Genomic DNA, 22384 nt, shown 5'->3' on the forward strand with positions numbered 1-22384 from the left:
GTGGATAAGTCGTCCGGTGAGCTGGTGACACTGACACCAAACAATAACAACACCGTACAACCTGTGGCGCTGATGCGTCTGGGCGTCTTTGTACCGACCCTTAAGTCACTGAAGAACAGTAAAAAAAATACTCTGTCACGCACCGATGCCACGGAAGAACTGACGCGTCTTTCCCTGGCCCGTGCAGAAGGATTCGATAAGGTTGAGATCACCGGCCCCCGGCTGGATATGGATAACGATTTCAAGACCTGGGTGGGGATCATTCATTCCTTTGCCCGCCATAACGTGATTGGTGACAAAGTTGAACTGCCTTTTGTCGAGTTTGCAAAACTGTGTGGTATACCCTCAAGCCAGTCATCACGCAGGCTGCGTGAGCGCATCAGCCCTTCCCTGAAACGCATTGCCGGTACCGTGATCTCCTTTTCCCGCACCGATGAGAAGCACACCCGGGAATACATCACCCATCTGGTACAGTCAGCCTACTACGATACTGAGCGGGATATTGTTCAGTTACAGGCTGATCCCCGCCTGTTTGAACTGTACCAGTTTGACAGAAAAGTCCTTCTCCAGCTTAAGGCGATTAATGCCCTGAAGCGACGGGAGTCCGCCCAGGCACTCTACACCTTTATAGAGAGCCTGCCCCGGGATCCGGCACCGATATCGCTGGCGCGGCTGCGTGCACGCCTCAATCTGAAGTCTCCTGTATTTTCCCAGAACCAGACGGTCAGACGGGCAATGGAGCAGCTGCGCGAGATTGGATATCTTGATTACACGGAGATCCAGCGGGGGCGGACAAAACTCTTCTGCATTCACTACCGGCGTCCCCGGTTAAAAGCACCGAATGATGAGAGTAAGGAAAATCCGTTGCCACCTTCACCTGCGGAAAAAGTCAGTCCGGAGATGGCGGAGAAGCTTGCCCTGCTTGAGAAACTGGGCATCACGCTGGATGACCTGGAAAAACTCTTCAAATCCCGCTGAACATAAACTGTAGTCAGTGAAGAGTGCTCCTTTACTGACTACAGCTTATATTATCAGGTGCAGTGAGTGGTCTGCTCACTGCAGTTTATATTCAGTTTCCTGCAGTGCTGCCTGTGGCTGAGCTGCCATCTGCCTGTCCCTTACGTGAGTCACCCCGTAACCTGATGCTGAGGCATTGCTCCCTTCATAAAACATGGTTTACTCACTACAGCTTATCTACCTGCTCCAGCTTATGTTATGTCTGTTCTGCTGACCACTGCTTATATAAGGAAGTGCCGTTACTTCAGGGGAGGCAGTGTACGCAGGATCTCCGCAGCATCCCGACCGTCACCTGTGAAAGGCACTGCCAGCGTGGCAGCCATATCCAGTGCAAACACTCTGGTATAAACCTCCATCGAACGTGGATCCCTGTGACCAGCCAGTGCCTGGATGACTTTCCGGGGCTGGCGGTGATAGAGCATGTGCATGATATAGCTGTGCCGGAAGGTGTGTGGTGTGACCGGAATCGAAAAGTGTACCCCGTCAGCTTCGGCCCGTCTGACAGCCTGCTTCAGCCAGTTGCGCATGGTTTCATCGGTCACGGCCCATAATGGTTCACGACGACGGGGCCGGGTGGTGATCATCCAGCTTTCCATCTGCCTGACATAGCTTATATCTGTCAACGGAACCAGGCGCACTTCATCTTTTGGCGGGCGTCCGCGTCGCGCACGCACTTTTTCGGACAGGATCCGCACAAACGGTCTTACACCATCCAGATCAAATGATTCCGGCGTCAGCATCCGGGCTTCGCCAATACGCATTCCGGTATTCCAGAGGGTGGCGAACAGCATATGGTGACGCTGATCCGGCATATAGAAAAGAAGGGCACTCACTTCCGGGGCCAGCAGGTAGGCCGGTGTGGCCCCCGTGGAAGTGGCCATTCTTCTCAGGGAGAGCGCTGTTGCAAAATCCACCCCCGGCGCAATGGGTAACAGGGAGACGCGTTCTGGTGAATTCTGCAGGGGAATGACATTGTTCATGAGTTATTTTTCACGTAGCACACGCACTGTTTATGGATACAGGTATTCTGACCTGAACGCCCGGATCCTTCCACGACAATAAATCGCAGCGCGCGGATCCTTTTGTTTGATTATCACGCATTATTGCGGGTAAAACCAAATACGTAAAGGTGCATTTTGCCGCAGGTATCCCGTCTTAAGCCAGTCATAGTGCGGGTTGAGAGCTGGTTTACCGTTTTTGGGAGAATTGGGGTAATGCCAGGATAAATGGGATCGGAGAACACAGAGAAAGGGAACTGAAGGTGAGAAGGTGCACCACGTGTATTCTGGCCCGGGACGTCACTGATCTTACCCAGCAATAGTGGACACGCGGCTAAGTGAGTAAACTCTCAGTCAGAGGTGACTCACATGACAAAATCTGTATCAACCAGCAAAAAAGTACGTAAACAGCATTCGCCTGAATTTCGCAGTGAAGCCCTGAAACTTGCTGAACGCATCGGTGTTGCTGCCGCAGCCCGTGAACTCAGCCTGTATGAATCACAGCTCTACAACTGGCGCAGTAAACAGCAACATCAGCAGACTTCTTCTGAACGTGAGCTGGAGATGTCCGCCGAGATTGCACGTATCAAACGCCAGCTGGCAGAATGGGATGAAGAGCTGGCATCCTCAAAAGGCCGCAACATACTTCGCGAAGCGTCTGAAATGAAGTATGTCTTTATTGAAAAACATCAGGCGGAGTTCAGCATCAAAGCAATGTGCCGTGTGCTCCAAGTGGCCCGCAGCTGCTGGTATACATGGTGTCGGCGGCGTACAAGGATAAGCAAGCGTCAGCAGTTCCGTCAGCACTGCGACAGCGTTGTCTGTGAGGCTTTTACCCGGTCAAAACAGCGTTACGGTGCTCCACGCCTGACGGATGAACTGTGCGCTCAGGGTTACCACTTTAACGTAAAAACCATGGCGGCAAGCCTGCGCCGTCAGGAAGTGAGGGCAAAAGCCTCCCGGAAGTTCAGCCCGGTCAGTTACCGTGCACACAACCTACCTGTGTCAGAAAATCTGTTGGAGCAGGATTTTTACGCCAGTGGCCCTGACCAGAAGTGGGCGGGAACATCACTTACTTACGTACAGATGAAGGCTGGCTGTATCTGGCAGTGTCATTGACCTGTGGTCACGTGCCGTTATTGGCTGGTCAATGTCGCCACGCATGACGGTGCAACTGGTCTGCGATGCCCTGCAGATGGCGCAGTGGCAGCGTAAGAGACCCCGGAACGTTATCGTTCACACGGACCGCGGAAGCCAGTTCTGTTCAGCAGATTATCAGGCGCTGCTGAAGCGGCATAATCTGCGTGGCAGTATGAGCGCAAAGGGATGCTGTTACGATAATGCCTGTGTGGAATCGCTGAAAGTGGAATGTCTCCACGGAGAACACTTTATCAGCCGGGAAATAATGCGGGTAACAGTGTTTAATTATATCGAATGTGATTACAATCGCTGGTGACGGCACAGTTAGTGTGGCGGTCTCACTCCGAAACAATTTGAAAACCAGAACCTCGCTTAGAGCTGTGTCCATATTACGTGGGTAAGCTCACAGAGCTTATCTCTTTAGATAGAAGGGGTGATCTCTTCCCTGAAAATAGTACCAGTCTAAACTGAAGTATCCGGTCTTTCTTTCATCAAACAAAGAGGCCATTCCATCATGAAAAAGACCCGCTATACCGAAGAACAGATCGCTTTTGCGCTGAAACAGGCAGAAACCGGCACTCGGGGGGAGGAATTGTGCAGAAAGATGGGCATTTCTGAAGCCACTTTTTACAACTGGAAGAAAAAGTTTGGCGGGATGGGCGTGATAGAATTGCGCCGTCTGCGGCAACTGGAGGATGAAAATCAGCGGCTCCTTCGTCTGGTGGCAGACTTCAGTCTGGACAAGGAAATGCTCCAGGATGTCATTCGAAAAAAGTTTTGAGGCCCGTCCAGAAAAGGGAAGCTGTGACTTATCTGCTGGACGCCTACCGAATTGGTCTGCGCCGTGGCTGCAGTCTGATGATGCAGAGTCGCACGGTGTACAACTACCGTAGCTGCCGCGATGACAAGGCCCTGACTTAGAGGATAAGAGAGATTGCAGCAGCACGAGTTCGCTACGGTTGCCAGCACATTCATATTCTTTTACGACGGGAAGGCTGGTTAATAAATCATAAGAAAACCTATCGGATTTACTGCCTGGAAGGGCTGAACCTGCGGTCAAAACGCCCGCGGCGGCACGTGACGGCCAGGCACAGACGTATCCGTCCGACCGTGACCGCTGTGGATCAGTGCTGGAGCATGGATTTCGTTGCTGATAATCTGGCCGGATCTGGGCCCTGACTGTAGTCGATAATTTTAGTCGTGAATGCGTGGCGATTGAGGTAGGCCAGGGGCTTCGCGGTGACGATGTGGTCGCCGTGATGGAACGGATCAGGCAGACACAGCAGCGTGTACCACAGCGGCTACAGACGAACAACGGCAGCGAATTTATCTCGAAAACGCTGGATCGCTGGGCATATGAAAACAGGGTAACGATGAACTTCTCCCGCCCCGGGAAGCCCACTGATAACGCCCTGGTTGAGTCATTTAACGGCAGTCTGCGTGATGAATGTCTGAACGTGCACTGGTTCCTGTCACTGGAAGATGCTCAAGAGAAGATCGAGTGCTGGCGACAGGAATATAACCAGCAACGACCTCATTCATCATTAAACAACCTGACACCGGAGGAGTTTATCCGAAGTCTGCAAAAAGGTCCGGAGCTCTGATTTAACCTAGCATCGATATTGGGAAGGGAGCAGGGGAGCAAATTAGTCCTGTTACTAATGTAATTATGTTGGGGAGGCTGTCATTTATTATCTTAAGAGTTTACTTGCCGATATCTCTATACTTGTTTTTCAGTCTTTACGGATACCATATCCCAAAATGATGTACTAATACATGCTAAAATTAGGATTTTGCATAAAAAACAACATGTTTTTTTATAATTAAAACATAGCATTAAGTCATTAATTGACTTTTAGTGTTAAAAGTTTTTCCTCGCAGTGTGTTTTCATACACCTGTATATTATCATATGTAAGAATATTACAAATTTAAAATCTTTAATAGCAATAAGAAGATGATAAAAAAAAGTATTATTTTTACATTGATTGTTTTAGATAGTTATTCTATACATGCATCAGTGAACGTTGATGAGCAGAATGAAAAAATTACTAATAATATTAATGATTCGCTGAATGTAGGGCAAAAAAATGATGCGAGTGTTTTATTTGATTCTGTTAGTGTAAATATTAAAGATTATTTTTCCATAGCAACTTGTGGTGGAAACTCAAGTCAATGCACTAACAAATCATTAAAAGCAGAGGCTAATATAAATAATTCAGCAACAGTAGGTGCAAGCGTAACGATTATTGGAGATGCGGCAAAAGGTGATCTAAATATAAACGACTCAAGTAAGTTGTATACACAACAGCTATGGGTTTCAGGAAATGATAATGATATAAATAATAACGCAACCAATGATGACAGCAATGGTAAGTTATTAATAAATAATAACAGTAAAGTTTATGTTGTCTCCTCTCAGGATCAGAGTCCATTTAATAATGATAATATTAGATGGAACAATACTATTGTTAATTCAAATAATAATATCAACGGTAGTAATAAGGCAGTGGCAGGAGACCTGGTTTTAGGTAAAACAGGAAATGGAATTATCGAAGTAAAGGATTCATCCGAGTTAGATGTAAGTCATGATTTAATTGTTTCGACAGGAGTTGATGGAGCCCCAAATACGAAAGCTTCCACTATAGATATAGATAGCAAAAGCAATGTTACTGTCAATGGTGATATGTTGGGAGGTGTATCTGCCTCTGGCAAGTTATCCCTGACAATGAAGACAGCATCCAATATGAATGTAATGGGTAATGTAAGTGTGGGGACAGGGAACAAATCAGATATATCTGTTGCTATGTCTGATAAAAGCGTTATGCATGTTGGAAATAATTTCGATATTGCAACAGGAGCCAGTTCAAGGGCAATGGTGACTATAGATAACTCAGAACTATCTGTAGCCGGAAGCAGTAGTATCGGTGGTGGGGATGGCTCAAGGACATCAGCCAGTCTGATTAATGGAGCAACTATTAGTGGCTCCGGGGATATAAAAATCGCAGAGGGAAATAACACCCATGTAGAGATGACAATAAATAATTCATCGCTAACTACAAAGGGGGCATTATCTATTGGTTCAGGAAACAACTCTGAAGTCAATATGACCGGTGAAGGGGCGCTCGTCACCAGTCGAGGACAATTGCTTGTAGCAAAAGGCGATGGTGCACATGCAACACTGGATTACACGAGCTCGGAGTTGACTACGGGCAGTGCAGTGATAGCCAGTGGTAATAATGCCACTGCAGAGCTGAAACTGAAGCAGAGTTCTTTCAGCAGTAGTGGTGCTATGGATATCGGACAGGGAACAAAGACAACAACGGCACTTACCCTGAGCGGCAAGTCACAGGTGAATGCCCAGGGTGCCATGTCTGTTGCAAAAGGCGAAGAGACTAAAGCCAATGTGGACATGAGTGGAGGCTCTGCATTATCAGCAGGGAGCCTGTCAATAGGTGAAGGTAAGGCCTCAGAATCAACACTGTATGGGAATGATGCAACACTCACAACGCAGAAAGAGTTTGTGGTTGCAAAAGGCGATGGTGCACGTGCAACACTGGATTACACGAGCTCGGAGTTGACTACGGGCAGTGCAGTGATAGCCAGTGGTAATAATGCCACTGCAGAGCTGAAACTGAAGCAGAGTTCTTTCAGCAGTAGTGGTGCTATGGATATCGGACAGGGAACAAAGACAACAACGGCACTTACCCTGAGCGGCAAGTCACAGGTGAATGCCCAGGGTGCCATGTCTGTTGCAAAAGGCGAAGAGACTAAAGCCAATGTGGACATGAGTGGAGGCTCTGCATTATCAGCAGGGAGCCTGTCAATAGGTGAAGGTAAGGCTTCAGAGTCAATACTGCATGGAACAGATGTAACACTCACAACGCAGAAAGAGTTTGTGGTTGCAAAAGGCGATGGTGCACGTGCAACACTGGATTACACGAGCTCGGAGTTGACTACGGGCAGTGCAGTGATAGCCAGTGGTAATAATGCCACTGCAGAGCTGAAACTGAAGCAGAGTTCTTTCAGCAGTAGTGGTGCTATGGATATCGGACAGGGAACAAAGACAACAACGGCACTTACCCTGAGCGGCAAGTCACAGGTGAATGCCCAGGGTGCCATGTCTGTTGCAAAAGGCGAAGAGACTAAAGCCAATGTGGACATGAGTGGAGGCTCTGCATTATCAGCAGGGAGCCTGTCAATAGGTGAAGGTAAGGCTTCAGAGTCAATACTGCATGGAACAGATGTAACACTTACAGCGCAGAAAGAGTTTGTGGTTGCAAAAGGCGATGGTGCACGTGCAACACTGGATTACACGAGCTCGGAGTTGACTACGGGCAGTGCAGTGATAGCCAGTGGTAATAATGCCACTGCAGAGCTGAAACTGAAGCAGAGTTCTTTCAGCAGTAGTGGTGCTATGGATATCGGACAGGGAACAAAGACAACAACGGCACTTACCCTGAGCGGCAAGTCACAGGTGAATGCCCAGGGTGCCATGTCTGTTGCAAAAGGCGAAGAGACTAAAGCCAATGTGGACATGAGTGGAGGCTCTGCATTATCAGCAGGGAGCCTGTCAATAGGTGAAGGTAAGGCTTCAGAGTCAATACTGCATGGAACAGATGTAACACTTACAGCGCAGAAAGAGTTTGTGGTTGCAAAAGGCGATGGTGCACGTGCAACACTGGATTACACGAGCTCGGAGTTGACTACGGGCAGTGCAGTGATAGCCAGTGGTAATAATGCCACTGCCGATGTGAAACTGGAGCAGAGTTCTTTCACCAGTAATGGCGATATGACTATTGGGCAGGGAACAGGCTCATCAGCCACAATGGAAAGTAACAACACGCTTATTTCTGCACAAGGAAGTTATTTTGCTGCTCAGGGAAATAACGCCACAGCATCTCTTAAGTATAATAACACTGATATCACGGTGGGTGGTGCAGTTCTTGGTGCAGGTAAAGGCGCAAAAGCAACACTGGATTTTAATAACAGTCGTCTGGTGTCTTCAGGCGGTGTGGTTATTGGTGATGGTCAGAATGCCGTTGCAGAGTTGAGTCTTTCTGATGGTTCTGTATTTAAAGGGGAGCGTATCAACATTGGTAATGGTGCTTCTTCTCAGAATACAATCACTGTAACGGGAGGTTCTGTATTTGATTTCGGGGGCTCACAGAATTCGGCGATTGGCGAAGGAGAGAGCAGTCATTCAGTTGTTACAGTTAATAATGGTTACCTCTACGGCGATGGTTCCCTGACGCTTGCAAAAGGTAAGAACAGCTCTGCGGAGTTAAACCTGCAGGATAATGCTGTGTCAAATGCCAATAATATTTCTCTTGCCACTGAATCTGGCAGCAGAGCTATTGTGAATATCAGTAACGCAAACTCCAGGCAGTTCAACCCTGTCTCCATGGGGGCAGGCGATGGTTATGCAGAGGTGAATTTTGATGGTGTTAATGGCTATACACTCTCAACTAATTTCATTTGTATGGATTCCGGTTCATGTGCAGACACTGTCATAAATGTAAATAGAGGGACAGTTTCTCTGTCAGGAACAAATGACTGGAAAGGGCAGATAAATGTTTATGACGGAACCCGACTGGATGCAAGGGGAAATGATGCCGTTGATGGTATACTGAATGTCAGCAGAGAAGCGCAGGTTCACTTTAACGGATACTCGCAGCATATGACAGGGATAGATAATAAAGGGATGATTTATCTTTCTGACGGAAGTGCTTCATCAGATGTGTTTCTGGATAAAGATTATGTTGCACATGATGGTTCCGGTGTACAGTTCGGGATTTTCGGGCATAAAGAGTCGGATGTGATGCATGTTAATGGTGATACATCCGGGAGTTCAGGTATAGTTGTCACGACAAACAGTAAAAATAAAATAAAGAAAGGTGGTGACATTCTTCTTGTTGAGGTTAACGGGGACTCATCAGGTAGTTTTTACCTTAACTCACTTATTAAGAATGGTAAAGAGTATAAGGTGACAGGTGACTACATTGATGTGGGGGCCTGGGAGTATGCGCTGAACAAGAAAAGGAAGAACTGGTATCTGAGTGTGGATATGCGTCCTGAGCCAGGTGCGTTTATAAACAATAGTAAAAGTATGTTAGATATGTTTGCTCTACAACGGTATGACATCCCCGGACAACATCGTTATCCTACGTTGTTTGAAAACTTGTATAATAATGGAATGTGGATTCAATTTAACAACAATTCAGGTAGTAATAGTGAGGTGTATGATAATCTCAAGACCAGTTATAGTTTAAATACTATGATGATTGGAGGAGATATATACAATTGGACTGATGGATATAACTATTCCCAGATTGGAGTAATGGGTGGGATAGGGAGTGCTGCGAACAAAACAACGTCAACAAATAATAAAAAAGCTAACGGTAATGTAGACGGTTATACTCTCGGTCTTTATCATGTATTTCAACAAAATATCAGTGATGGACTAAATGATTCAGAGCGTCAGGGGCTGTGGACCTATTCGTCTATACAATACATGGATTATAGTAACAGTGTCAGTTCAACAAATAATTTCAAGGCTGATTATGGTGTAAACGGTTTTCGACTGACAGGTGAAGTTGGTTATCTAAAAAATATAGGTGGAATACAACCAAGCAATTTCTACGTTGAGCCAAAATTGTATCTGTCACATACTGAGTTATCCGGAGGTGTAGTTGAAGATCTTCAAGGAGGGAAGATAACTTATCCTAACACTTTAACTCATATTGAGCCAGGAGTCTTTTTCTCTTATCGGAAAACTCATGAATCGACATCAAATGATGAGGCAATGTTTAAAGATTATATAAAACAATCAGTAGTTGATGCATGGTTTGGTGGGGGGTATTCATTTAAAACAGGTAACTATAGTCGAACTAACTTTGATTCAGATATGGTTGAATATAAAATATCGGATAGTTTCATTCTTAAGAGCGGTGTTGAGTTTGAGTTTTTGAAGGATGCACGTCTTTTATTATCATCCTCATACTCAATAAATAATGATCGCAACTTGAGTTTTATTCTCGGGGGCAATTATTATTTTTAATAGTCACTGGTGAGGGGTGGCAATCGTCCAGTAAACTATTTTAAGGACGGTTGTCATATTCTGTCATTGGTTTACCTGAGGTAATGATGGTAAGATCTCATGGAGAATTTATATACTATCTTCATCAACAATCTGGACGTTATTTCTTTTGCAAAAAGGAAAATAAAAAAAGAGATGCATCAGATCGTAATTATTTATATACAGTTCGAGAGTTATCCTTCAATAAGGATGAGTTGGAGTTAATAGATTTCAGCACAGACGATCTAAACGCAAATGATAAAGAAATAATTAAGAGTATGGTTGATGAGTTTGAAAAATAAAATACACATCAAAACCCAAGGGTATATCAAAATGTAATCTTGTGATATTTTTCTGTTCTGTGTACGTATCTACTATATTCAAATTGAGTAAATCTATGTGTTGTATGGTTGTTGATGAAAACTTAATTCTATCCGGTTGTATATATGATTGATTATATTTTTTGGATAGGGGTTATACTTTGGTCTATAATCATCATTATGTGGTTTTATGATAGCAAAGTATCATGTTCTGGTCTTTTTATTTTGAGCGTGTTTATATTTTCAGGAGGAGTGATGATTATGTTGTTCTTAATATCTTTTTTATATGGGGTAATATCAGCAATCAGACTTGCAGTATGAGATGAATGATTACAACTGGTTTGTGTCCCTAAGCTAATATTGAAGGCAGGATGTTCACATAAAAATATTCTTTTAAAGGTTAATAAATTTTATCAGGAGGGGTGATGTATAGAGTCAATCATATTATGAGAACAATAAATGAAATGAGTTCCTATACCCCGCACATGAAAGTAAACAGAATTTCCGAGCGGTTAAGTAAGTTGCAAAAATTATCATTTTGCATATCTATTATTTCTTTTTTTCTGCTTTCCATAATTGCTTTAACATATGGACCATTTGATACAAAAAACAACTTAAGTTTTATTAGCGTATTGTCTCTCTATTTTATTAATGTCATTGTGGGAGTTGCATATTTATCAGTTCCTGTAATTAATACAATAAAGTATATATACAATTTTAAAGGGGAGGTAATCAACGAATTAATATATGACATTGATAGTGATGAGCAACACATTGAGGCACTGTTGCCTTATTCATTAGAAGAGTTGACATATGTGTCATACTGTATACAGGCAAGAATACCAAAAATAAAATCGAAATGTTTTTTATGGGGAGGAGGAAAAACTGCAATCATTTCAATTTTATTCCTGTCGTATTATGCTATTAACCTTGCTAATGGAGGTAACATAGAAGGTATTTTTGTTGGAGGGGTAGGTGATAAAGTTATTGTTGTTGTCATGTTTTTTATACTTTACACATCATTGATGAATATGTTTTTTAAACAAAAATATCTATACTTACAGAATCTAAAGTTGATCATAGATATGACTATAAAGATAAAAAGAAATTTTACATGATTCATAACTCTAAATCACTCGCAGAATATGTTAAGATTATATAGAACAAGATCTACTTGGAGTGATTATTGTTGGTTTTTTATGCTACGAAGGTTAGCCATAGAGCCTATACATAGATTTGTGTAATTGTCTGATTTTGATATATTCAGTCCAGTATCAAATGAAGACTAATTTATGGCCGAAAAACAGTTAAAGGTGATGGCTAACGAACTGGTATAAAACCTGGAGACATCAGTCAATTTTATCAGCTGCAGAAAAAGCTCATCGTTGAAGCCGCTCTCAATGCAGAGAGTACACACCCATCCCGGTTGCGAGAAAAATCAGTCCAAACCGGGAAATAACTCCCATAGCGCTTATTCCACAAGGCCCGTTATCACGGGCAATGTTCCTCAGGAACTGCGTACACCGCGCGATCGTGACGGTACACTAACAAACAGAGCTTGTCAGTTACCTAAGTGGGATTAGCCACAGAAAGCGATCCGTGTTCTCAGTAACGTTTAAGGAAACGGTGGCAATGTCTGTTAACAATCTCCAGTTGCTTGGCTGCGAGATGAATAGTAAAACAGTGGTCGATACCAACCTGAAAGAAACTGAGTCGAGTAACATCGTTTATTGAGAAAACGTCCTTCCGTATGCTGTCATGCTCTCATCCATTGAAAGAAGAGATTGCTGTGATGAGCTGTAGAGAGACTCCCTTTTCCATGTAATTCTAATAGAATTTATTCTATTTAATCATTGGGCGCATAATCTATCTTATGTTAAATTAAATTCGTTTGATGTTCTACATTTCCTCTTTCTTTACATTATGTATCTGTTCAATTAACCTTCAGCCATTATTAACTATTTGTTTTATATATATTTACAAAACAAAAGACTGTAACCATAGGAATAATCACAAACAAAAACATTAGCAAAATCTATAGTTTTCAAAGTGTTAATCATCTATTTAACAATTTATGCTTTATTGAAAATATCACATTTTCTTTAAGAATATTCATGTTTAAAATACAAAAAAATGTCAATTGGAGATTTTTCTTAGCATCAATATAATGAGAATATTGCATGATAAAGTCCATATCCTTTCATTTTCAATATAGCATAAGGGATTACATATATTATATTTTTTCAAAATTTAATTCAAAATAGCAAGATGAAATCCGTTATTCCATCATCCTCTATAATAATGCTTATGAGTAAGGGGAAAAACTATATTATAAATAAACAAAATAAACTCTGACATTGTGCCTGCCCTCCAAAAGAGGGCTTCTTTTAAGAAGATGATATGACAGATAATGAAAAAATAGACCTGATGATAGAAGAGATAAAATCTGTTATTTTAAAAAGGACAGGAGAGGATAGCAGGGTAAGTATTGTAGAAATCGATGGTTGCAGACGTATAAATATCTTAATAGATAACATATCAAGTTATCTCATTAAAATTTCGGAGCATCAAGACAACCAAACAAAATAATTACAAAATGTATTATATAAATACTGATTGCACATACACAAAGATCGCAATAGAACAACTACTACGAGAAAAGTATTTTGATGACAGATGTCACTGCAATAGCATTAAGATCTATGATCTAAGATTTTTGAGAATAGAGGATGTTGCCTACCGTTTAATACAGTTGTTCAAGGAAAGGAGAAAAGCAAACATAATATTTATTTGTTCTGATAGGTTTATACATAGTAAAGAAAAACCAAGGAACATATTTTTTCTGGATACAAACGATAGCATACGAAACTGGAGTAAATATTTAAAGAAACTTCGTTATTGCAATAGTAATGTACTTATATGTTTTTTATATCTATGTGGCCTCTACCACATTTCTGTTTTTACAGGAAAAAAGCAAGTAATTATTGCTTGTATAAAAAAAGGTTTCTCTTTTTCTGAAATAGTAAGTTTCCTTAATATTAATGCGAGAACATTAGTCAATTATCTTGGAGGGCTGGCAACTTATTTTATTCTTCCATATAGTGATTCTTTATATAAATATATTAAAGATAATATTATAGCATCGTTTGCTGAAGAGTATCACATTCTTTTGACAAATCAAAGGAGATATTATGTTTAATGGGCGCGTCTTATTCCTGTCTGTTTTTTCCTGCGTTGTATTAATGTTGTCAGGGTGTTCATCCAATCGGTTTGCTTCCAGGGATGCAAACGCTACATATGTTAATACTCAACTAAAAATAATACCTCGTTCACAAGATAAAATACAGGTACAATCACAATGCTCAAGAAGCTTTTCTCTACTGCAAAAATTAAACGAGGATAAATTTAGTGCATATAGAAACCAATTTGATGAAATAAATGATGCATACTATTTCTATAAAAGAAATTTTGATCTAATGAATAAAGATTCTAAGGAATTGATGGCAAGTGTCCTTGATTCTAAACTGGATATGGTATGTGTACGAGTCGATAATGCATCATTTGTAGGTATTTATGGAAAAATGAAAAAAGTTATGGACTTATAAACAGGAATGAGGGCTTACGGCCCTCATTATCAATTTATGTTATTTTGGATCGCATCACTTTGTTGGTTTTTATTGATTGTGTTATGGGGGGCTGGATATTATTCGTCACTCTTATACATTATTCTTATATTTTTGATAATTATTTTATACACTTTATATTTTATTGGAGAGAATATGTTTTCTAGAGGAAAAATAAAGGAAAATACATCGACCACAACCATTATTTCAGAAAGTACATTTTTTGTTGGCGACATTAGTTCCGGTGAAAAAATAATAATTCACGGTAAAGTTAATGGCAATATAAATACTGACAATGGTGTGGTCTTTATTGACAAAGGTGGGGTAGTTAATGGAAGTGTTGTATGTGAAAAATTGATTTTAAATGGAGAGCTGCATGGTGAATGTTGTTGCTCCATATTAGATGTGTATGAAAATGGTTTTCTACAAGGAGATGTGAGCTATCGATCACTGGAAATTCGCAACGGGGGATGTATTACAGGAATTGTAAACAAGGTGACTGATGAGGTACAAAACAATGTATCTGAATTGGTGAAAACAAGAGAAAATTAAGAATATGAAACTTGGGAATGTCATTATATTTATTGTTATGGCTATTGCGTTTTATTTTGTAATGTCAAATTTAATTGAGGCGAATAATTACTATAGAGAAACAAACATTTATTCTTATATATATAGTTAACTATATTTAACGCAATAACAATTGGTGAAAAATATGATGATGGCATTTCGGTATTTAACCTTTATTATTTTAAGTATATACATAACAGGGTGTACAAGTAATAACTCAAAGAAAGAAGAACTACCTGAAGACATGTTCGCAATAATTTATGGTTCTGACAGTATTAAAAAATATGAACGAGAGCAAACGGAACTAACAAGAAATATAAGTAGTGGGTGTATTGAGGCATTGGTTTTTTTAAGTGAGGAAGATCCCAAAAAATATAGCGATTATATAGATGACTATCATAAAATTGCGGAGGGATATCGTTTCCTTGATAAAAACAGACAGTTTATGAATAAAGATTCAATTGAATTATTTGTAAGGGGGTTAAATGTTAAAAAGGACGTTCTCTGCTCAAGAGTCAAGTTTGAAAGTTTTCAGTATCTCAAGAATAAATTCCAACAATAGTGATGTGATAAATATAATACATATGTAATTGTAATGCAGTTATTGATAGGAATGTATTTCACTTGTTCATCTTATCAAGGATGATTACCGTAGATATATTTCATGAGATGTTCTATGAATATTACAAAAATAAATATAAACCTAATTTGTCATGATTCCATCGTAAGCATTGAAATTCCTTATTTACTATCTGAAATAGAGGTGTCTCTATTATATCAATTACTTCAAGGATATTCAGTGAATGAGATTTCCCAAAAAAGAAATAGAAGCATCAAGACAGTTTCGTGCCAAAAAATAAAATTATATAAAAAACTTGGAGTGAAAAGCGATCTAACTTTATGGAGAGATGTTTTTTTCATGTTTAAAGTTAGCATACAAGCTAAAAATATAACCTGTAATAAATTGAATAATTCTTTTTTACCTGAGGCTTTATCTGAAGGGGAGTTTATGTTGCGTTACAATATATATTATCAACCAATCTATAATGCAGAATACGGGAATATTTCTGGGTGCGATGTTACTATTGCACTAAAAAATACAGATAGTACTGCTTCTGCAGTAGAGTCTGAGCAGATTAATTATAAGCCAAATGATAATAAAATATCTTATTTGTTTAGACATATCAACAAACTATTTTCACCAATTCAACAGCATCTTCCTCATGGTTTTTTTATTATCATAAATATCAATCCTGAAGATATTCTTACCTGTGATATCGAAAGGGAGTGTTTAAATTTTATTAAAATTTTCGGGCAGGAACGGATAAAGCTTGTTTTACAGTTTTCAACTAAAGAGGAACTTTACATCATAAGAAGGTTTCAGTCTTCTTTAAGACGTATTAGAAATAATAATGTATATTTATCGCTTAATGATTTCGGTATGGGGTATGCAGAACTCTCACACTTGCAAAATATACCTTTCTCCTATGTAAGTTTAAATAGGACAATGTTTCATGATATAGGGTGTAATAGTCTAACTGATATAATAGCAACTACTATTATCGACTTATCAAAACAACTTAACATTGATGTTATTGCTGATGGCATAGAAACAAAGAAGCAGGCTGGATACATGATTGAAAGAGGCATTAAATATTTAAAAGGTATAGCATTATCATCACCGCTACCAGAGGATGCATTTGTACGTAAGCTGTTAACTTCATTAAATCAAGTCTAACAATCAGAACCACCCACTATATAAGGGTGGTTCTGATGAATCCAACAACATTAATGTTTATCAGTAAAATATTTAATATATTAATAACAGAATGGGTTATAACTCATTTAGATCGTGTGGGAGATGAATAAAAAAATCCTCCTTTGAATACAAAGGAGGGGAAAAATAAGGCTTACTTCAAGTCATCCCATATTTATGGAATTTACCATTTATATATGTTATTAATGTTAAATGTAATGTGTAAATTCCTAAAATTAATGGTGAGCCGTATGGTTCGTATCGAGCCGGATATGGATCAACAGCTGGCACTGGTAGCCTGAAAGTATCCAGAACCGCTCGTTTTCCAGGAATCTGGAAAACGCTTCGGTAGCCCTTCGTCACTCAATGAAGAATAGCAATTGTTGGTATTGGAACGTTTTAACGCTGGAGCACGCATTAGCGCACTTGTCAGAGAATTTGGCTCCTTACGGCAGGCTATGACTCGTTTGCGGGATAAGGCCGGAAGGTAATATGCAGTAATAGGCTAAAGACCATGATGGTTGTCAATTGATCCTACCCACGTAATATGGACACAGGCCTAAGCGAGGTTCTGGTTTTCAAATTGTTCCGGACTGAGGCCGCCACACCAACTGTGCCGCCGCCACCGATTGTAATCACATTCGATATAATTAAACACCGTTGCCCGCATTATTTCCCGGCTGATAAAGTGTTCTCCATGGATACATTCCACTTTCAGCGAATGAAAGAAGCTTTCCACGCAGGCATTATCGTAGCAGCAACCTTTTGCGCTCATACTTCCACGCAGATTATGCCGCTTCAGTTGCGCCTGATAATCTGCTGAACAGTACTGGCCTCCACGGTCCGTGTGAACGATAACGTTCCGGGGCCTCTTACGCCGCCACTGCGCCATCTGCAGGGCATCGCAGACCAGTTGCACCGTCATGCGTGGCGACATTGACCAGCCAATAACGGCACGTGACCACAGGTCAATGACACTGCCAGATACAGCCAGCCTTCATCTGTACGTAAGTAAGTGATGTTCCCGCCCACTTCTGGTCAGGGCCACTGGCGTAAAAATCCTGCTCCAACAGATTTTCTGACACAGGCAGGTTGTGTGCGCGGTAGCTGACCGGGCTGAACTTCCGGGAGGCCTTTGCCCTCAGTCCCTGACGGCGCAGGCTTGCCGCCACGGTTTTTACGTTAAAGGGGTAACCCTGAGCACGCAGTTCATCCGTCAGGCGTGGGGCACCGTAACGCTGTTTTGACCGGGTAAAAGCCGCGAGGACAACGCTGTCGCAGTGTTGGCGGAACTGCTGACGCGTGCTTATCCTTGTCCGCCGCTGACACCACGTATACCAGCCGCTGCGGGCCACCCGGAGAACGCGGCACATTGCTTTGATGCTGAACTCAGCCTGATGTTTTTCAATAAAGACATACTTCATTTCAGGCGCTTCGCGAAGTATGTCGCGGCCTTTTGGAGGATAGCCAGCTCTTCATCCCGTTCTGCCAGCTGGCGTTTGAGACGTGCAATCTCGGTAGACATCTCCAGTTCACGTTCAGAAGACGTCTGCTGATTTTGCTGTTTACTGCGCCAGTTGTAGAGCTGTGATTCATACAGGCTGAGTTCACGGGCTGCGGCAGTAACACCGATGCGTTCAGCAAGCTTCAGGGCTTCACTGCGAAATTCAGGCGAATGCTGTTTACGGGGTTTTTTACTGGTTGATACTGTTTTTGTCATGTGAGTCACCTCTGACTGAGAGTTTACTCACTTAGCCGCGTGTCCACTATTGCTGGGTAAGATCACTGTGGCTCCAACAAACTTCAGTGAGGAAAAACTTACACGTATTGCGGTTGCCACACAAACTGTGGTGATCTAGTCAGTAATGTCCCTAATCAGGTACTGAGTTATCAGGGAGTAACAACACCACTGGCTGAAGATGACAGTGTGGCATATTCCTGGAAACTGTTTATTGGTGATACTCAGAAATACCAGAACGCGTCCCTTCATGTCCCTATGGCAGCGTCGGTATCGCAGGCGTTCAGGCTGGCGAAGAAAGAACTGGCACAGCAGAAAATAACTAAATTTATTGTCGCCGGTGCCTCCAAACGTGGCTGGGCCGCGTGGCTGACTGCGCTGTCTGATCCGGACGTCGATGCTGTTGTTCCTTTCGTTATGGACCTGCTGGATACTAAAAAGTCTCTTGAACACATATATCAGTCATATGGAAAAAACTGGCCGGTAGCTTTTTATCCCTATTATAAACAGGGCATTGACCAGCAGATTGGTACGGATGAATTTGCAAGTCTGATGACGCTTGAAGATCCTCTGACTTATCTGAATACCGATATGGGGGAGCACCTGAAAATTGATAAATATATTATTAATGCCAGCGGAGATGATTTCTATGTGCTTGACAACAGTCATTTTTATTATAAGCAAAGAGCTGGCGGTAATCTTCTTAGAGAAGCCGGCAACCGTTTTACAGTGGACAGCCATAAACCCGGCCGCAAGGGATTTTCGTTATGCCTGCGATATTAAATACAACTCAGTTCCCGTCAGCCTGACCGGCGACAATCATACACTCAGCATTCCGCTGACGTCTCCCAGCGACGGATGGCAGGCCACTTACATTGAGGCCACCTTTAGTGACGGCTATGTGGCCACAACCCAAGTGTATATTACTCCTGATGATAAATATCCTGAAAGGGGTCCACTTGGAAAACGGAATCTATGGTCACTCCCGTTTTTGCAACACCGATTTTGACGACAAGTTGGCTTGCTTGAATCTATCCGGCGTCTGAATGGGATTTTATTCCCGCGCCTTGATGAGTTCCGCGCCTGATGAACCTCCAGAAAATATACGGCTTCAATGAGCCTTTCCGTTTTACAGGTTCCTCAACAGGCCGGTGGGCCGTTAGTATCATCAATATCAGTATTCGCAAAACCAGATCAGTAATTCTTTAAACCGGTGTATTTCTGCCGTTATGCTACATAAGTTTGCTGTCGTGCCGTTAGGGCCCAGGCTATTCTGGCCAGCTTGTTTGCCAGAGCACAAGTGACGACAAAGTTGCTTTTCCGGCACAGTAAATCCCTGACCCAATCGGCCAATTTTCCAGACTGGTGTTCCAGTTTTTGTATGAATACCCTGGCACATTGAACCAACAAAGTTCGGATCTTTTTATTACCTCGCTTACTAATTCCCAGCAATGTCGTCCTACCTCCCGTGCTGTACTGCCGAGGTACAAGCCCTGTTGCCGCCGCAAAGTCACGGCTGCTGGCGTACTGCTTCCCGTCGCCAATCTCAGTTGAAATAGTACTCGCTGTCAGTGTTCCGACGCAGGGAATGCTCAGCAAGCGCTGTCCAACCTCATCTTCGTCCAACTTTCGTTTCAACTGGGATTCCAAATCTTTAATCTGCTCAACAAGATAGTGATAATGCTGTTGTAATTTCAGCAATAACTGGCTGAGGTAAAGAGGCAAACTATTGTCCTCAAGAATGGTACTCAGTCGGCTAATAACGGCAGCTCCTCGGGGAACGCTAATGCCAAATTCCAGCAGAAAAGCATGCATTTGATTGGTTGTTTTTACCTTATCCTGAACCAGGGATTCACGGACACGATGCAGAGCCCGCATTGCCTGCTGAGATTCCGTTCTGGGCTGCACAAAACGCATAGACGGACGCGATGCAGCTTCACAAATAGCTTCGGCGTCGACAAAGTCGTTTTTATTGCTTTTAACGAACGGGCGGACAAATTGTGGTGATATCAGCTTTGGGGAATGCCCCAACTCTTCCAACTTGCGTGCCATAAAGTGAGAACCGCCACAGGCTTCCATTGCGATGGTTGTAGCGGGGCATGTCGCCAAAAATTCGATCAACTTTGGCCGGGTAAATTTTTTACGGTAAACAGCCTTCCCGCGACGATCCTGGCAATGAATATGGAAAGAGTTTTTACCCAGATCGATACCAATGAGCGCAATGTTTTCCATGATAGTTCTCCGAATGAAAGCCTGTCCTCAGCATAGTACCGGGAAGGAGGGAGTGACCATCTCATTAAATATCCCACGCTAAGGCTGTTGTTTGTACGATTCGATATCGACACTGCGTAATGGCCGGTACTTCCCTGTACCCAGCTTAAGATTATTACGCCAGACATCATCCCCATTAAGATTGATATGCTCCCAGCCCAACGGCGAAAGGTGAGTGCAGTTGGTCATTAATCGGGAGCTTTTTTCGTTTCAGGGACTCAATGGCTCTTTCTATGTATACCGTGTTCCATAATTTTTCACTCCGTTGAAAACGGAGTACGTGGCAATCGTATCAGTGATACAGTTGAGGCAATTGACACGAATCCCCTTTCCGGTATTGATGGCATCAGTTGAAGAGCATGTTATTCTCTTGAGCTATTTGTGCCACACAGGCGCGGGGGGCGTTTTTTACCACGGGGACTTCGGGCATAAAAACAAGGGGCCGCAAACGCGGCCCTTAATTCAGATCTAACCGGGTACGCTATCTGTTGCCCTGGAAAATTGATCTGACAACTCAGTAAAGCTCAATACGGTTCTGACGAGCAGCTTACCTGCCTGTTTGCGTTTCAGAGCTTATTCTCTGCTGTCTGATAGCCACAGCTGAGACGAACAAACAGCATTGCCGTTGCGGCGAGTCCGCACAGCGCCGCGCACATGAGCCACCACCCCGGAGAACTCTTATCGCCGGTCAACTGGACCAATGCGGTGGAGATAGCAGGCGTCAGGCCGCCGAAAATCGCTGTCGCAAGACTAAAGGCCAGCGAAAAACCCACGGTTCGGACATAAACCGGCATCACTTCGGTCAGGGCCGCCACCATCGCACCGTTATACATGCCAAAAAAGAACGAGAACCAGAGCAGCACCAGCGTCATGCGGGTGAAGTCAGGGGCAGCGGTAAGCCAGTTCATCACCGGCCAGGTGGTGACGAGGGCGAGCAAGGTGATGCCCATCAGCACCGGGCGTCGCCCGATCCGATCAGAGATAGCGCCGCCAATCGGCAGCCAGATGAAGTTAGAAATCCCTACCAGCATGGTGACTACCAGGCTGTCACGTGCGCTCAGGTTCAACACCGTTCTCCCGTAAGTGGGGGTATAGACAGTAATAAAATAAAAGGTCGTGGTCGTCATCGCTACCAGCAGGGTACCCGCGGTGATGATGCGCCAGTTTTTAGCAATGGTGGTAAAAATTTCCCGGGTGTCCGGACGGTGTTTACGTTGTAAAAAGGCTTCAGTTTCCTGTAGCGAACGTCGAAGAACAAAAATCAGCGGAATAATCATGCAGCCAATGAAGAACGGGATTCGCCAACCCCATTCGGAGATTTCATCGTGTCCCAGCGTGACATTCAGACCGTAGCCGATCAGCGCGGCGACGACAATCGCCACCTGCTGGCTGGCCGATTGCCAACTGGTGTAAAAGCCTTTATTGCCTGGTGTAGCGATCTCAGAAAGATAAACAGAGACGCCGCCCAGTTCGACGCCAGCAGAAAATCCCTGTAGCAGACGCCCCACCAGGACCAGCACGGGAGCCAGCAGGCCGATAGTCTGATAACCCGGCACGAGGGCGATGAGCAGCGTGCCGCAGCCCATAATCGCTAGGGTGACCATCAGCCCTTTCCGTCGGCCGATCCTGTCGATATATGCGCCTAACACCACGGCCCCGATAGGGCGCATTAAAAATCCGGAGCCAAAAACGGCAAAAGTAAGCATTAATGCGGCAAACTCACTTTCGGCAGGAAAAAACGTCTTTGCGATATAAGTGGCGTAAAAACCAAACAGGAAAAAATCGAACTGTTCGAGAAAATTACCGCTGGTCACACGCAGTATTGCGCCGAACGTGCCAGCACGCGATGGTTGTTGAGTCATTGAAGTTGCTCCA

At 43.0% G+C, this 22384-nt stretch carries 13 protein-coding genes and 6 pseudogenes; 13 read left to right on the forward strand and 6 right to left on the reverse strand.

The annotated features are described in order from the left end of the window. Positions 1-978, forward strand: a complete 978-nt coding sequence (locus tag AABJ99_RS23810; RefSeq protein ID WP_000361612.1) for a RepB family plasmid replication initiator protein — start codon at positions 1-3, stop codon at positions 976-978. Between the two features lie 278 nt (positions 979-1256). Here AABJ99_RS23810 and AABJ99_RS23815 read toward each other — a convergent pair whose 3' ends face one another. Continuing rightward, on the reverse strand, positions 1257-1997 hold the full coding sequence (locus tag AABJ99_RS23815) for a tyrosine-type recombinase/integrase (protein ID WP_001066941.1): 741 nt from the start codon (positions 1995-1997) through the stop codon (positions 1257-1259). 120 nt (positions 1998-2117) lie between these two features. Then, positions 2118-2252 (reverse strand): annotated as a pseudogene (locus tag AABJ99_RS23820) (serine/threonine protein kinase); the annotation flags it as partial. Between the two features lie 132 nt (positions 2253-2384). Here AABJ99_RS23820 and AABJ99_RS23825 point away from each other — a divergent pair. From AABJ99_RS23825 to AABJ99_RS23875, 11 genes and pseudogenes are all read left to right on the forward strand, one after another. Continuing rightward, positions 2385-3471, forward strand: a pseudogene (locus tag AABJ99_RS23825) (IS3 family transposase). 198 nt (positions 3472-3669) lie between these two features. Beyond that, positions 3670-4759: pseudogene (locus tag AABJ99_RS23830) on the forward strand (IS3 family transposase). 351 nt (positions 4760-5110) lie between these two features. Beyond that, positions 5111-10213, forward strand: coding sequence for an autotransporter outer membrane beta-barrel domain-containing protein (locus tag AABJ99_RS23835; RefSeq protein ID WP_338387581.1), 5103 nt, complete (start codon positions 5111-5113; stop codon positions 10211-10213). A 50-nt stretch (positions 10214-10263) separates the two neighbouring features. Further along, entirely contained in the window at positions 10264-10533 is a 270-nt protein-coding gene (locus tag AABJ99_RS23840) for a hypothetical protein (protein ID WP_237984600.1), read from the forward strand. 443 nt (positions 10534-10976) lie between these two features. Next, a complete protein-coding gene (locus AABJ99_RS23845) occupies positions 10977-11669 on the forward strand; it encodes a hypothetical protein (RefSeq protein ID WP_094323964.1) in 693 nt (230 codons plus the stop codon). A gap of 174 nt (positions 11670-11843) precedes the next feature. Further along, a pseudogene (locus tag AABJ99_RS23850) lies at positions 11844-12095 on the forward strand (transposase); the annotation flags it as partial. Between the two features lie 856 nt (positions 12096-12951). Continuing rightward, positions 12952-13140, forward strand: coding sequence for a hypothetical protein (locus AABJ99_RS23855; RefSeq protein WP_089606809.1), 189 nt, complete (start codon positions 12952-12954; stop codon positions 13138-13140). A gap of 602 nt (positions 13141-13742) precedes the next feature. Further along, a complete protein-coding gene (locus AABJ99_RS23860) occupies positions 13743-14156 on the forward strand; it encodes a hypothetical protein (RefSeq protein ID WP_097731872.1) in 414 nt (137 codons plus the stop codon). A gap of 174 nt (positions 14157-14330) precedes the next feature. Continuing rightward, positions 14331-14726 carry a bactofilin family protein gene (locus AABJ99_RS23865; protein ID WP_227464013.1) on the forward strand — a complete coding sequence of 132 codons (396 nt, stop codon included), beginning with the start codon at positions 14331-14333 and terminating at the stop codon, positions 14724-14726. 163 nt (positions 14727-14889) lie between these two features. Then, a complete protein-coding gene (locus AABJ99_RS23870; protein WP_089606813.1) occupies positions 14890-15306 on the forward strand; it encodes a hypothetical protein in 417 nt (138 codons plus the stop codon). 114 nt (positions 15307-15420) lie between these two features. After that, positions 15421-16482 (forward strand): EAL domain-containing protein, encoded by a 1062-nt coding sequence (locus tag AABJ99_RS23875; protein WP_097731874.1) that lies wholly within the window; start codon positions 15421-15423, stop codon positions 16480-16482. Between the two features lie 577 nt (positions 16483-17059). On the opposite strand, the pseudogene AABJ99_RS23880 reads toward AABJ99_RS23875, so the two are convergent. Then, a pseudogene (locus tag AABJ99_RS23880) lies at positions 17060-18220 on the reverse strand (IS3 family transposase). Positions 18221-18409: 189 nt separating this feature from the next. Here AABJ99_RS23880 and AABJ99_RS23885 point away from each other — a divergent pair. Continuing rightward, entirely contained in the window at positions 18410-19021 is a 612-nt protein-coding gene (locus AABJ99_RS23885) for a PhoPQ-activated protein PqaA family protein (protein WP_235775715.1), read from the forward strand. Between the two features lie 444 nt (positions 19022-19465). Here AABJ99_RS23885 and AABJ99_RS23890 read toward each other — a convergent pair whose 3' ends face one another. The 3 genes and pseudogenes from AABJ99_RS23890 to tcuC all read right to left on the reverse strand — a co-directional run bounded on the left by AABJ99_RS23890 (position 19466) and on the right by tcuC (position 22371). Further along, the gene (locus AABJ99_RS23890) at positions 19466-20470 is read right to left on the reverse strand and encodes an IS110-like element IS4321 family transposase (protein ID WP_000427623.1); all 1005 of its coding nucleotides are present in this window, start codon (positions 20468-20470) and stop codon (positions 19466-19468) included. Between the two features lie 78 nt (positions 20471-20548). Then, positions 20549-20762, reverse strand: a pseudogene (locus AABJ99_RS23895) (Tn3 family transposase); the annotation flags it as partial. 313 nt (positions 20763-21075) lie between these two features. Beyond that, positions 21076-22371: a tricarballylate/proton symporter TcuC gene (tcuC, locus tag AABJ99_RS23900; RefSeq protein WP_016230924.1), complete on the reverse strand. Its 1296-nt coding sequence runs from the start codon at positions 22369-22371 to the stop codon at positions 21076-21078. Positions 22372-22384 lie beyond the last annotated feature (13 nt).

This window comes from Escherichia coli, assembly GCF_036503815.1.
Lineage (GTDB): Bacteria > Pseudomonadota > Gammaproteobacteria > Enterobacterales > Enterobacteriaceae > Escherichia > Escherichia coli_F.